General features: G+C 52.2%; 9 protein-coding genes. 5 read left to right on the top strand and 4 right to left on the bottom strand.

The annotated features are described in order from the left end of the window. The 4 genes from gspE to DDT52_RS01225 all read right to left on the bottom strand — a co-directional run bounded on the left by gspE (position 1) and on the right by DDT52_RS01225 (position 6,416). Complete coding sequence (gspE, locus tag DDT52_RS01240) at positions 1 to 1,497, bottom strand: type II secretion system ATPase GspE (protein WP_136154750.1); 1,497 nt, start codon at positions 1,495 to 1,497, stop codon at positions 1 to 3. Continuing rightward, entirely contained in the window at positions 1,494 to 3,410 is a 1,917-nt protein-coding gene (gene gspD / locus DDT52_RS01235; RefSeq protein ID WP_210732657.1) for a type II secretion system secretin GspD, read from the bottom strand. Before gspD ends, gspE begins: the two co-directional genes overlap by 4 nt. 94 nt (positions 3,411 to 3,504) lie before the next feature. Beyond that, positions 3,505 to 4,392 carry a type II secretion system protein GspC gene (gene gspC / locus DDT52_RS01230; RefSeq protein ID WP_247595452.1) on the bottom strand — a complete coding sequence of 296 codons (888 nt, stop codon included), beginning with the start codon at positions 4,390 to 4,392 and terminating at the stop codon, positions 3,505 to 3,507. 47 nt (positions 4,393 to 4,439) lie between these two features. After that, positions 4,440 to 6,416, bottom strand: a complete 1,977-nt coding sequence (locus DDT52_RS01225) for a glycosyl hydrolase family 28 protein (protein WP_136154748.1) — start codon at positions 6,414 to 6,416, stop codon at positions 4,440 to 4,442. Between the two features lie 919 nt (positions 6,417 to 7,335). On the opposite strand from DDT52_RS01225, the gene DDT52_RS01220 reads away from it, so the two are divergent. The 5 genes from DDT52_RS01220 (at position 7,336) to DDT52_RS01200 (ending at position 13,804) form a co-directional block, all read left to right on the top strand. Next, positions 7,336 to 8,925 carry an FGGY-family carbohydrate kinase gene (locus tag DDT52_RS01220; RefSeq protein WP_136154747.1) on the top strand — a complete coding sequence of 530 codons (1,590 nt, stop codon included), beginning with the start codon at positions 7,336 to 7,338 and terminating at the stop codon, positions 8,923 to 8,925. A 190-nt stretch (positions 8,926 to 9,115) separates the two neighbouring features. After that, positions 9,116 to 10,774: a signal transduction protein gene (locus DDT52_RS01215; RefSeq protein ID WP_136154746.1), complete on the top strand. Its 1,659-nt coding sequence runs from the start codon at positions 9,116 to 9,118 to the stop codon at positions 10,772 to 10,774. Beyond that, positions 10,774 to 11,730 (top strand): dihydrodipicolinate synthase family protein, encoded by a 957-nt coding sequence (locus tag DDT52_RS01210; RefSeq protein WP_136154745.1) that lies wholly within the window; start codon positions 10,774 to 10,776, stop codon positions 11,728 to 11,730. The genes DDT52_RS01215 and DDT52_RS01210 overlap by 1 nt, the downstream gene beginning before the upstream one ends. Positions 11,731 to 11,742: 12 nt before the next feature. Beyond that, on the top strand, positions 11,743 to 12,786 hold the full coding sequence (locus tag DDT52_RS01205) for a sialidase family protein (protein ID WP_136154744.1): 1,044 nt from the start codon (positions 11,743 to 11,745) through the stop codon (positions 12,784 to 12,786). 40 nt (positions 12,787 to 12,826) lie between these two features. Further along, positions 12,827 to 13,804 carry a tripartite tricarboxylate transporter substrate binding protein gene (locus DDT52_RS01200; RefSeq protein ID WP_136154743.1) on the top strand — a complete coding sequence of 326 codons (978 nt, stop codon included), beginning with the start codon at positions 12,827 to 12,829 and terminating at the stop codon, positions 13,802 to 13,804. Positions 13,805 to 13,834 lie beyond the last annotated feature (30 nt).

Raw genomic sequence — 13,834 nt, 5'->3', positions numbered from 1 at the left:
TCATTCCTCTTTGGTTACGCGGATCACTTCTTCCCAGGTGGTGACCCCCGCCAGCACTTTCTCCAGCCCGTCGTGCCGGATCGTCGTCCTGCCCGCGCCCAGGATTTGCGCAATCGCCATTTCCCCCTCACTGCGGTGAATGGCCGCCCGTACCCGATCATCGATCAATACCAGTTCATGAATCCCGACGCGGCCACGATAGCCGGTGAAGTTACACTGCGGACATCCGGCGGGATGCATCAGCTGCGTGTCGGGCGATACGCCCATTTGCTCTGCCTGAACGGCATCAACCCGCTGCGGCTGACGGCACTCGGGGCACAGCGTGCGCACCAGACGTTGCGCCAGCACCCCCAGCAACGATGTCGACAGCAGAAACGGCTCCACCCCCATATCCTGCAAGCGCGACAGCGCGCCCAACGCGCTGTTGGTATGCAGCGTGGAGAGCACCAGGTGACCGGTCAACGAAGCCTGCACCGCAATCTGCGCGGTTTCGCCATCACGGATTTCCCCTACCAGAACGACATCCGGGTCCTGACGCAAAATCGCCCGCAATCCCCGGGCAAAGGTCATGTCTACTTTGGCGTTAACCTGCGTTTGCCCAATCCCCTCCAGCTCATATTCGATGGGATCTTCCACCGTCATGATATTGCGTTCCGAAGCATTAAGGCGGCTGAGCGCCGCATAGAGGGTGGTGCTTTTCCCCGATCCGGTGGGACCGGTAACCAGAATAATGCCGTGCGCCCGGTGGATCAGCGTATCCAACTGCTGCCGATGGTTGGACGACATCCCCAGCGCTTCCAGATCCAGGCGAACGCTGTTTTTATCCAGCAACCGCAAAACCACACGCTCGCCATGACTGGAAGGCAGCGTGGACACCCGCACGTCAATGGCCCGGCCGCCGATACGCAATGCCATGCGGCCATCCTGTGGTATCCGCTTTTCGGCAATATCCAGCTTCGCCATCACCTTGATACGCGACACCAGAAGAGACGCCAGCTTACGCTGCGGCCGCAGAATTTCGCGCAGCACGCCGTCCACCCGAAAGCGAATTTGCAGATAGCGTTCATAGGTTTCGATATGGATATCCGATGCCTTGTTTTTGATTGCTTCGGTCAGCATGGCATTGATCAAGCGAATGATGGGCGCGTCATCATCGGTATCCAGAAGATCGTCACTGTCCGGCAGCTCTTCGACCAGCGTATAGAAATCCATTTCATTGCCGATATCCTCCATCAGCCGCCGCGCCTCTTCGGAATCACGCTGATAGCTGACGACCAGATGCCGCTCGAATTCCGCTTCCGTCACACGTTGGATCGTTAACGGATAACCAGCCACGCGACGCGCTTCCAGCAACGCGGAGGCCGGCGTCTGTGCAACACAGATCGCCAGCGGATTGTCGTCTGCATCGCCTTGCAACAACAGAATCTGCCGCCCTTTCGCATAGGCGAAAGGCAACACCGGACGTAATTCAATCATGCGCGGTGAAACGTCGCTCATCGCCCCCCCGCAGGATAAAACGCGGCAATAGAGGATTGCACCTGACGGAAGGTGTAGGCATTGCCCGTCGGCAAGCGCAGGAGATCGTTGCTCAACATGCCTTCGCCGCGTCTGACATCGCGCTGTTGTTCCTGCTCCTCGCTAAATGCATGGTATTTTTCCGCAGAAGCATTCTGATACTGATTGCGATCGCGAATGATGGAGGGACGGATGAACAACATCAGATTACGTTTCGACACCTGACGGCTGTTGGAGCGGAACAGGTAGCCCAATATCGGAATATCGCCCAGCAAGGGCACTTTATCCGCGGTTTCCCGCGAACTTTTATCCAACAAACCGCCCACAACGACGGTTTCACCGCTGCTAACCAATACGGCATTATTCACGGTACGCGTGTTAAACGTGGCCCCCAGTTCCGAACTGCTGCTGGAAGTCGCGTCGGCCACGCTGGAAACTTCCTGTTCAATCTCCAGCAAGACGGAGTCGCCTTCATTAATCTGTGGCTTCACTTTCAGCTTAATACCGACGGTCTTACGTTCCACCGTATTGAAAATATTGTCGCCAGAGGTAGTCTGTGATCCTGACAGGACCGGTACTTCCTGACCGACATTAAACGTGGCCTCCATGTTGTCCAGCGTCACGATGCTCGGCGTCGCCAGAATGTCGTTCTTGCTGTTGCTGGACAGCGCAGTCAGCAGCATCGACCAGTTACCCTGATAGAATCCGGCGGCAATACCGTTAAAGCTGTTGAGCGCACTCGCTGCCGACGTGTTGATCGTGCCGTCTCTTTGGTACTGTTCCGCCCCCATCACCATCGTGGAAATCGGCAAGCCGGTACTGGTGAATTGAGTCATTCCGGCATTTTTATTCGACCATTGAATACCCAGATTCATCCCGTCCGCATCCTGAACTTCCGCGATGATCGCCTCCACCAGCACCTGAGGGCGACGGATATCCAGTTGAGCGATCACCTGCTCCAGATCGCGCATCACGTCCGGCGCCGCATTGACAATCAGTGAGTTCGTCTGTTCATGCGCCTTAATGGATATTTCTTTGCGCAGCGCCGGCAACGCATTCTGCTGTTCTGTCTTGATGCTGTCGCCCACGCCCGTCAGCACTTCGACCAAATCAGCGGCTTTCGCATATTTGAGATAGATAACTTTCGTGTTGCCCTGAACGGCCTGCTGACGATCGAGCTGTTTGATCATATCGATTACCCGCTGACGGGAGTTTGGCTCGCCGCGAACCAGCACGGAGTTGGTCCGCTCATCAGCGACGACATTGGCGGTCATCATGCCCGGCAACGCCGTTTTCTCGTCGGTTTTATTCAGCTCATTCACCATTTTCACCACTTCCAGCGAGGAAGCGTAAGAAAGCGGCACCGTTGCCACATTGCGATCGCCGGTTTTATCCACACGTTCAACTATCGCCATCAGTCGTTTAATCACGGTGGCGCGGCCGGTCATCAGCAGCACGTTGGAAGGCTCGTAATGCACCACGCTCCCGGCACCGGCATTGTCATTCAACTGACGCAGCAGCGGGGCCAAATCACGAGCCGCAACGTTATTAACCGGTACGACGCGCGTCACCACTTCATCCCCAACGCCCGGTTCGGTTTCGCTGGCCAGCGGCATCGAGGTGGATTTCGCATCTTTCGAACGGATGATTTTCAATACATTGTTGTCCATCGGCACAACGGTAAAGCCATACACATCCAGCACGCTGATAAAGAACTGGTAATACTGTTCTTCATTCATCATGTCGTAGCTGCGCACGGTAATATTGCCGCTGACGGAAGGATCGATGATCACCGTTTTATTCAGGTTTTTACTGACGGTATTGATGAACTCCTGAATATCCGTACCTTTGAAACTGGCGGAGAACTCAGCGCTCCATGCCAGTGAGCTGGCCATCAGAAGCAGACCGCCCCCCAGCAGGCGTAATCCTTTACGCCGCGCGTTGCCAAACCATTTTCTTTTAGGAAACAGTTGTCCTTTGCTAAACAAATTAGTTATCTCCATCCAGTGCCAGATAAATATCCTGTCGTTGACCGTCACGTTCCACGGTCAAATTAATTTTGTTCATTCCAGACAATTGGGCGACCGCCTGTTGCGCCTGCCCGGCGTCACGTAAATCAATACCGTTTAAAGCCACCGCGAGGTCGTTATCCTGTAGACCTGCGCGATAAAACAGATCCGTTTTTTTACCGGGATTAAGCTGATAGCCTTTTAAAACTCCCTCCTCCATCACGGGGGAAACCGTGAGGTAGTCCATGGCGCTCATGGGCTGCTTCTGTATTTTTTCCTTCAGCTGACTGAACGCGCCGGTCCGCTCAGGGGCCGCCTTTTCGGCATCATCCTGATATAAATGCAGGGCCTCATAGCGTCCCTGATATTGCAATACGACACGATCGGCAAAAATAGTCACAATCCTGGCTTCGTAGCCCGGCACCGCATCACCCACGCTACGGCTGTATTGCTGACTATCTTTGGCGATAATGGCGATGGATCGGCTGGCATCTTCACTCGCTAAAATACCGGTAAGACTGATATTCAATGCAGAACGCGGAATATCCCCGTTCAACGCGCTTTCCGGCACGGCGGGGTTATTGACTTCAGGTGAGCGGCCAAACAACGTAAAATCACCCGGCGCGGCAGGGTTTTCTTTGGCCTGAGCCGGCTTGAAGGACATGCTGACCGTTCGAGGATTTTCAGGCAGCAGCACACGCCAGGTGAGTACCGCCAATTGCTGACAAATCAGCAGCAGGATACAACCCAGAAGCACACGCCGGATAAGGGGTAAAGGTAAAGACTGGCATTTTACAACCAGTGAGTTTAATGCCAGTGTGTTTAATGAGAGTGCTTTACGCGACCATGATTGCAATTGCGGCATCATTTATTATCCATAATATCCCCCACGCCTTGCGCCGTGGGGGGGCATCCTTATTCCGTTGCTGCCTCGCGGGTGATGGTATCATCCCCCGTCGTCGTCAGGGAAGCATCGCTATTAACCCGATCTTCCAGTTTGATATTTTCGATATGACCAAACTTCCAGGCCGCAGCGACATTTTCAAAAATCACATGATTGAACTCGCTGTCTTTCAGGAAGGTGATATCCGTGGCTTTGGTGTTTTTGAATTTTACATTTTCAAAATGAAAGCCCTGGTGATAAGCATCACGATCAAAAGCAAACCCGTATGAATCCTCCATTTCAGCCATGGTCATCCCATCGACCAGAATGCTGTTTTTACTCGCGGTACCATCAATGGTGACGTCAGACACTTTCACATCACGGAACTGAGCCGGTTCAGCCGCAGGCTGGGTATCGTTCACATCGGCTTGATATTTGATGGTAAACACAAACGGCTCGTTGACCATATCACGCATTGCATTATTGCGGAATACCACGTCACGCGCGCCTCCGCCATAGTATGGACGACTTTTCATGCGCAACCCGATATCGGTCAGATTCATGACATTATTTTCAGCAACGATCTTTTCAATCCAGGCGCCGGTGTGGCTACCGGTCACCACCGCGCCGTGGCCTTTACGGAAGTAGTTATTGAAGATCCACGCACCGCTTTGCGTTTTCTGTTGCAGTGTCGCCACTTCCGCGCCATAGCCTGCCGCGAAGTTAACGCAGTCATCCCCGGTATCAAAAAAGTTATTGAATACCATCACGTTTTGGCTGTTACCAAACTCAATGCCATCCCCATTATTCGCATCATATGTGGTATGCACCAATGCATTGATGGCCACATTTTCAGATTCCAGCACCATCACACCATGGTAGGCCGGATTCAGGATTGTCAGCCCTTCCAGATACAGGTTGCTGACACCGCGCAGCGTCATCAGGCTGGAGCGGCGATTCTTGTAGGCTTCATCAAGCGACATCCCTTCCGCTACTGCTTTTTCGGCTTGATCCTTGGCCAGAATCCCATCGCTGGATACGTTGGCCGCTTTGCTCGCCCGGTACTGCGGCAACGTTTTACCCAGTTCATCCGTAATGGTTGCCGCGCCACCGGCCTTGACTCCGCTCGTCCAGCCATTACCATCAATGAAGCCTTTGCCGACGATACGGATATTTTCAAATGTACCCGCGTGCGTACTGCCTTGATCATTAACTTCTAAAACGTTAATCAGTGAAGGCGGACGTTTTGGCAACGGTGGATTGGTGTAGGGATAGAGGTAATAACCGCGCGCCAGCGGATAATCATCGCCGGTTTCCGAACCGCGCAGCGTCGCGCCTTCAGCCACTTCAAAAGTCATATTGCTGTGCAGAAACAACGCGCCAGTCTTAAACTCGCCGCCTTCAACCACCACCTTACATCCCTGCGGATAAGTCGCTATCGTACAGTCATCAATCGCTTTCTGAATCGCCAGCGTATCGTTAGTGACGCCGTCGCCTTTGGCTCCGTAATTGGTCACATTCAGCGTCTGAGGCACGGCGGTGGTTTTCTGCACGATGGTTTCGCTATCGACCGATTCTTTACCATCGTCATAAACCGTACGCACGGTAAACCGGTATTCAGTGTCCGGCGATAGCCCCGTTACCTTAAAGTTATGGAAACTGACGCGGGTATGCCACCCCGCCGTGTCGATGGCACTATAAAAATTATCGATATAAGGCTTTGCCGGTGAATGGATATCCTGGTTATCGATCGTTCCACCCAGCAGTTGCCCGTTCATGTAGACATGGTAATCCTTGATATTGGATGGCGCCTGCGCCGGTTTTTCCCAGGCCAGCACCACGCTGGTATCATCATATGCCAGAGTGGGAATCTTCACATTTTGCGGCGCGGCCGAACGATCTACCGTAGTATCCTGAGTAGAATCGCTATCCGTGCATCCTGCCAATAAACCACTTAATACCAGTGCAGCACCAAGCGTCATTCTGGAGCGAGGTAAAAAATAAGTCATATAATCATTTCCTTTATTTTTTAATATTACACGTAACTTCCAAAAAAATGATTTATCCTGTCATCGGTTTTGACCGCCGATAGCATTTTAATTAGCGCCATATATTTATAAACATTACTTATTCATATAGAGCCAAAGCACGCTTTTTGCCTGTCAATAAAAGGGACTCATATCTTTTATATTCGCGTTACTGTTTTATTCAGCCAATAATCGCCCTGAAAAGGCAAAAGCTACCGCACGGGTGCGCAATCCGGCCGCGCCCATTAATGTTGTAAACATTCCCCAGAGGCTTCATTATTAATATGTAAATCAAAAAAAGCCCAACAAAAGCCCTGCGATCTCTAACCGCATATTTTTACATAAATATCCCAACGACTTCCTGATGGAAAAAATCAATCCAATAGCCTAATTTAAAGAGGCATTAACATACCCGTGGTAAAAAAACCACAAAGTCAGCAATGCTGTTTTTATTTTTCAGACTGATGATTAATAAATTCCCTTCATCCAACCTCGCTTTTTTAATTGCAGAATACAACAAAAAGAAACGTTATATCTTTAATAATAAAACATAGTTTCATTAAACCACATTTCCACTTTTTTTTTGCGACAGCCGTCAAGATTTCATTTGTGACTATGATGAAAATATTGGATTTTTACCAAAATGAAGTTTCTGTCACATAAACGACAGGTATCCGATTGACGTTAAGTTACGGACAGGCTACTGCGTAAAATGCGCTGACGACCCCACTCCTCCCTGACACCCTTTCTCTGCACTCAGAACAGACAATGTTAAATCTTTGTTATTTCAATTGATTGCTTTTTGAACATCGATCCAGTTCACAAATCCAACCTAAACCCGTTGTCTCTTTCCCTTGCTTAAAATAGATTGCTAACTCGAGTTAGCAAAAGAGATAAAGCGATGAGAGATGATTGTTTTATTGGCGTAGATGTTGGTTCGGCCAGTGTCAGATCCGGTGTTTTTGACCACGACGGCCAGCGTCTTGCCTTTGCGGTACGCCCGATAAACCAGTTCCATCCGCGAGTCAATGTGGTGGAACAATCGTCCGTCGAAATCTGGCAGGCCGTCTGTGACACGATTAAAGAAGCCGTTACGTTATCCGGCGTCGCGCCGGAGCAAATTCGGTCAATCGGGTTTGACGCGACCTGTTCACTGGTGGTCGTCGGCCAGAACGGCGACGCCATCTCGGTTTCAGAACAAGGTGAAGCTGAACACGACATCATCATGTGGATGGATCATCGGGCAGATGCCGAAACCGCCGCGATCAATGCGACCGGCGATGACGCGCTGCGCTATGTCGGCGGCGAGGTCAGCATCGAGATGGAACTGCCAAAAATCATGTGGCTTAAGCGGCACTTTCCGGAACGTTATCAACAGGCATGGCGTTTATTCGATCTGGCAGATTATCTGGTGTGGAAAGCGACGGGGGCCGATGTGGCCAGCGTGTGTACGCTGACATGCAAATGGAACTATCTGGCACACGAGAACCGCTTCAGTGCCCCTCTGCTCAACGCGATTGATCTGGCCGATCTACCCGCTAAAATTCCTACCCGCATTCTCAATCTTGGTGAAAAAGCCGGCCACCTTCAGGCGCAGGTTGCCCGCCAGTGCGGGCTGACATCACAGGTCGTGGTCGCCAGCGGCATCATCGACGCCCACGCGGGCGGATTAGCGCTGATCGGCCAGCAGCCCCAGGGTAGTCTGGCGCTGATTAGCGGAACGTCCAACTGCCATATGCTGGTGAGCCGCGATCCCGTCATGGTGCCGGGAGTATGGGGCCCCTACTGGAGCGCCATGTTGCCGCAATGGTGGCTGAACGAAGGCGGGCAGAGTGCGGCGGGCGCGCTGGTTGACTGGACATTGCGTCAGCATAGCTGCTGGCTGCGCTTGCAGCAGGAATCCGAGAAACAACAGTGCAGCCCTTATGCGCTGCTGAATCAATGGGTTGATTCGCTTGAACAGCGCGAGCCCTATCCCACACAGCATTTACATGTACTGGCCGATCATCATGGCAATCGCTCACCGCGGGCCAACCCTCACGCACGCGGCGCGGTTTTCGGCCTGACATTGGAACAAGGCCCCGACTCGCTCGCCCGGCTTTATCTCGCCACGCTTCAGGCAATCGCCTATGGCACCCGTCACATTATTGATAGCCTCAGTGAAGCAGGCCATCGCATTCACCGACTGGTGCTATGCGGCGGCGCCACCAAAAATCCTTTATGGCTGCGCGAGTACGCCGACATTACCGGCTGTGACATTCATCAGGTCAGCGAGGACGACGCCGTAACCTTAGGCGCCGCGTTACTCGGGGCCGTCGCCTGCGGCAAATATGAGTCGTTGCCTGAGGCCGCCGCCGCATTGGTACACCAGGGGAAAATCATAAAAGCAGATAAGGCACAACGAAATTTCCACGACGCAAAATACCGCGTCTATCTTCAGATGTATCAGGACGTTCTGTTTGCGCAACAACAGATGCGAACGCCATTTTGATATCTCTGGCGGGGTTCGGCGTGCGGGATAACCGCAACCAACCCGCCAGATAAATAAAGCAAATCAGATAGCAGGAAAACGAACCGACACCAGAAAAACGACAAGGTCAGTGTTTCCGAATGCGTCGCCATTACACCGGCGATTGCACTCAAACAGGATATGAACATTCATTTCAAACCAGGAGAAAAACATGCTGAAACTTACGCTTCCGCCGTCTCCGGCAACGATTACGACCGCTCAGAACGAAGTTCTGCTGGTCACTAACGCGGATTTACGCGAACCGGCAAATGTCACCTGTTGGCCCACGCAACAGCAATTCGAAACCCGCTTACAGACCGCGCTGGAAAAACTCGGGTACCAGATGAAACGGGCCCATGCCATTGATAAGCAACGCGGACATGGCTTTATCAGCAGCCAGAAAGAAGGCAGTGATTTATTTGCGGTTATTCATCCCGATGCGCCGGTTATTGTTCTGCTAACCGCCTGGCAGTATTCCCACCATATTGCGCCATCACTGGTGTACCATCGCGGCCCCATCCTGTTACTGGCCAATTTCGATGGCACCTGGCCGGGTTTGGTCGGCATGCTGTGCATGGCAGGCTGTCTGACCAGCCTGGGGCGTCCGTTTTCCCGTTTGTGGTCCGAGAGCTTTGAAGATGAGCCTTTTTTACAGGGTTTGAATACGTGGCTGCGCGATGGCGCCTTAAATCATAAAACCCACTATCTGCGCGATATCCCGCCAACGCATGAAGTGATGTCCAGCGATGCCGGGAAAATCGGCAGACAGGTCGGTCAGTATATTTTGCAACACAAAGCCATTGTCGGACTGTTTGATACGTTTTGTATGGGGATGATTAATGGTGTCTTCCCGCAACAGGCCATGATCAATACGGGTATCCCGATTGAGTCGCTGTCGCAATCGGCTCTGCTGGTTGAGATGGCAAAAGTCCCCCTTTCGTTACGAGAAGCGTGCCTGCAATGGTACGAACAACGAGGCATGCAATTCCAGTTTGGTGATGACGGTCGTCAGCATTTAACCCGGGAACAGGTGCTGGAACAATGCGCCATGATGATCGCGATGGCGCGTTTTGTGAAACGTTTTGGCTTAAGCGCCGTCGGCGTTCAATACCAGCAGGGATTAAAAGATTGCTGTGCCGCCTCTGATTTTGCCGAAGGCGCGATCGGGAATGCGGAGCGTTTCCCCATTCCCGATGAAAATGGCGAGATTATCTGGCCTGATCGCGCAATTCCTTGTATTAACGAAGTCGATATGGGCAGCGCCATCCCGCAGGTTATGCTATGCCAGTTATTACAGGCGCTGGGACTGCCGGCCGAAACCACGTTGCATGATATTCGCTGGGGTAGTGAATATCAGGGAACCTTCTATTGGGATTTGGAAATTTCCGGCGCGGTGCCATTTGCCCATCTGAAAAACGGCATTGCCGGCGCAACCGGATATCGTCAACCTGCGATGTTTTTCCCTTATGGCGGCTCAACCATTGCCGGTCAAGGGAAAGCGGGACGCTTTATCTGGGCGCGGGCGCATTACGAAGGTACGCAAGTCATTATGCATATCGGTACGGGAACCGGCGTCGAACTGCCGGAAGCGGAATTTGAACGTCGTCGCCGCGCAACAAATTATGAATGGCCGCTGCTGAACGCCGTGCTGGATGGCGTCACCCGTGACGATTTGATGGCGGGGCATCAGAGTAATCACCTGACCATCGCCTACGTCGCAGAAGCCGCGTTGCCCGAAGTACTCAAGGCTTTTGTCGCACAGGCACTGACACAGAACATCCGGGTTCGTCTTGCCGGTGATGCTTACACTACACTCATCGAGGCAGAATAATGTCCAGTCCACATGAACACTCGCTAAATGAACAGCAAAAGTACGTGGGCGTCTGGCCGGTGATGCTGACCCCTTTTAATGCGCAACGCGAAATCGATTACGACTCGCTCGAACGTCTGGTGGAATGGTATCTGGCATCTGGCGTGCATGGGCTATTCGCCGCATGTCAGTCCAGTGAAATGTTTTTCCTCAGCGATAAGGAAACACAGGAACTGGTTAGCTTTATCGTCCGGCAGGTGGACGGCAGAGTGCCGGTGGTCGCGTCAGGGCATACCGCGTGTGGCGTGAGCCAACAGGTCGAACAGCTCAACGCCATGGCTGAAACCGGGGTTGATGGATTGATTCTGATCAGCAACCGTCTTGCTCTGGCCGGCGAGTCGGATCAACAGGCTCTGCTATCGCTACAGCAGCTTACCGCGCAGTTGCCGACACAGGTTGATTTAGGCATCTATGAATGCCCTTATCCGTATAAGCGCCTGCTGTCTGATGAAATCGTCGCCTGGTGTGCCGCAAGCCAACGCTACACCTTTATCAAAGATACCTGCTGCGACTTGCCGACCATTCAACGCCGGTTGCAACTCGCACAAGGCAGCCGCTTGCATTTGGCCAACGCCAACAGCCAGACGCTGCTGGCATCGTTCCAGGCCGGATGCCAGGCTTACAGCGGCGTTATGGCAAACTTCCATCCGCAGTTGTACGTGTGGCTATACGAAAACTGGCGCAGTCAGCCACAAAAAGCACAGTCGTTATCCGATTATCTGTCGACCGCAGCATTAGTCGAACATTTGGATTATCCGGCCTGCGCTAAATTCTTTCAGCAACAGCACGGAAATTTCACGACCCATGTTTGCCGGGTGCGCAATAGCGCCACCTACAGCGCTGGTTTTTTCCCTGAGGCCATAAACAGCATGATGCGCCTTGGGGAATCGCTCCAGCAGAATCTAACGTTGTCATAACGGGTTAAACGCATGAGATTAACAAGTGAACGACGAGAAAATCTGATGCCGGTCGATCATCGCTATTTCGGTAACTGCCATGCATCCACGCTGATTGCGTTACCGGATAGCCAACTACTGGCCGCCTGGTTTGCCGGGCACAAAGAGGGAAGCGGTGATACGGCCATCTGGATGTCGCGACGTCAACGGGAGGGGTGGTCCGCTCCCCAGCGTGTCGTCGCACAGGACAATCTGGCGCACTGGAACCCGGTACTACACCGGCAGGATGGCCGCATCTGGTTATTCTATAAGGTCGGCCCTGATGTACACCACTGGACGACCCGGGTTGTGACCTCTGACGACGACGGCGCAAGCTGGTCATCTCCGCAACCGCTGGTTGAGGGCGATCCCCGGCCTCGCGGCCCGGTGAAAAACAAATTGCTGGTGATGTCCAATGGTCAATGGCTGGCGCCGTCCTCTGTCGAAGACGATCGTTACTGGGACGCTTTCGTTGATATCACGGACGATGGGAAGCATTGGAAATCCGTCGCCATACCTCTGGTGCACCAGTCGCCAACAGACGGTACTCAAGACCAACTGTGGCAAGGTTTACAACAGGACGCGCTATGGGAAAATGATTTATCCCGCGTGTTCCAGTGGGATGGAGTGATTCAGCCAACCGCGTGGGAATCGTCCCCCGGACGGATTCATCTTCTGATGCGCAGTACGCGTGGTCGCATCTACCGTAGTGACTCAATGGATTTCGGTCAAAGTTGGACGGACGCTTATCCTACTGAATTACCGAATAATAACAGCGGCATTGATGTTGTGCATTTAGGCGAAGGAAAGCTGGTGCTGGTCTATAATCCGATACCGGGTAACTGGAACCGGCGCTACCCCTTATCGGTGGCTTATTCGACAGATAACGGCCTCACCTGGGAAAAACACAGTGATTTAGAAAGTGAAAACGGCGAGTTTTCCTACCCTGCCATTATTGCTGAGCGGGAAAACATTCATATTACCTATACCTGGAACCGTAAAAACATTATTTATCAGAGAATGTCTTTTTTAGCGTAATGACGTACTTGATCCAACCCTACACATAAAGGATAAGACGATGAAAAAGTATTTACTTTTATTATTAGCTTCAGCATTACCACTCTGCGGCAGCCAGGCGCTGGCAGAGCAAACCATTACCTATGCCAAAAAGAATATTGAAGTCGTCATACCCAAGAACCCCGGTGGCGGTACGGATACCTCGGCTCGTACCTTAATTGAATATGCCAAAGATCGGTTACCGAAAGGGATTATCTTTGTTCCGGTCAATAAACCGGCTGGCAATGGCATCACCGGATTAATTGAGGTCGCCAAAGCCAGACCTGATGGTTATAAACTGGTCATGACGACGGTGGAATTAGCCATGTTCCCTTATCAAAATAAATCACCGGTCACTTATAAAGACTTCACGCCGCTGGTCACGACCATTGCCGATCCGGTTGCTATCGTGGTCAAGGCCGATTCAGGCCTCAACACGCTGGAAGAATTTATTAATGCCGCAAAACAACAACCCGGCCAACTCAAGATCGGTAATTCCGGCATGGGCGCCATTTACCATCTGGCCGCGGTGAATATTGAGAAAAATACGGGCACCAAATTTAACCACATTCCTTACAACGAAGGCACCGGGCCTTCTATTGCGGCGCTGGTCGGCGGGCATATTGATGCCGTTCTCACCACGCCCGGCGCGGTAAAATCTCAGGTTGATGCCGGTATTCTTCGCGTACTGGCGGTCATGGATGAAAAACGCTTTGAATTATTCCCGGATGTTCCCACCGTCAAGGAAGCGCTCAATCTGGATTTCAACGTGAAGATGCGGGCCTGGGCCGTGTTGGCGACAACCGCCAAAGTACCATCTGACATCACCGACCAGTTAGTCCAGGCATTTACGGATGTCATCAACGATCCGAGCTATCAGGATGCGGTCAAAAAACAAGGGATTATGCCTGTCAGCATCGTCGGTCAGGATGCTTATAAGATGATGCAGGAAGATGATGAGATGTATAAACAACTCATTGCCGACACATTGAAAAAATAATAGGGCAAACGCTCCTGCTGACGCTTGTCA

Source organism: Brenneria roseae subsp. roseae (assembly GCF_003115845.1).
GTDB classification, from domain to species: domain Bacteria; phylum Pseudomonadota; class Gammaproteobacteria; order Enterobacterales; family Enterobacteriaceae; genus Brenneria; species Brenneria roseae.
This window is presented reverse-complemented; position numbering and strand designations above follow the sequence as displayed.

What these genes read in the sequence shown, in the direction of transcription:
- DDT52_RS01210 (WP_136154745.1), top strand. Translation starts at nt 10,774, where the DNA reads ATGTCCAGTCCACATGAACACTCGCTAAATGAACAGCAAAAGTACGTG.
- DDT52_RS01225 (WP_136154748.1), bottom strand. Translation starts at nt 6,416, where the DNA reads ATGACTTATTTTTTACCTCGCTCCAGAATGACGCTTGGTGCTGCACTG.
- DDT52_RS01200 (WP_136154743.1), top strand. Translation starts at nt 12,827, where the DNA reads ATGAAAAAGTATTTACTTTTATTATTAGCTTCAGCATTACCACTCTGC.
- gspE (WP_136154750.1), bottom strand. Translation starts at nt 1,497, where the DNA reads ATGAGCGACGTTTCACCGCGCATGATTGAATTACGTCCGGTGTTGCCT.
- gspD (WP_210732657.1), bottom strand. Translation starts at nt 3,410, where the DNA reads ATGGCCAGCTCACTGGCATGGAGCGCTGAGTTCTCCGCCAGTTTCAAA.
- DDT52_RS01205 (WP_136154744.1), top strand. Translation starts at nt 11,743, where the DNA reads ATGAGATTAACAAGTGAACGACGAGAAAATCTGATGCCGGTCGATCAT.
- DDT52_RS01215 (WP_136154746.1), top strand. Translation starts at nt 9,116, where the DNA reads ATGCTGAAACTTACGCTTCCGCCGTCTCCGGCAACGATTACGACCGCT.
- DDT52_RS01220 (WP_136154747.1), top strand. Translation starts at nt 7,336, where the DNA reads ATGAGAGATGATTGTTTTATTGGCGTAGATGTTGGTTCGGCCAGTGTC.
- gspC (WP_247595452.1), bottom strand. Translation starts at nt 4,392, where the DNA reads ATGATGCCGCAATTGCAATCATGGTCGCGTAAAGCACTCTCATTAAAC.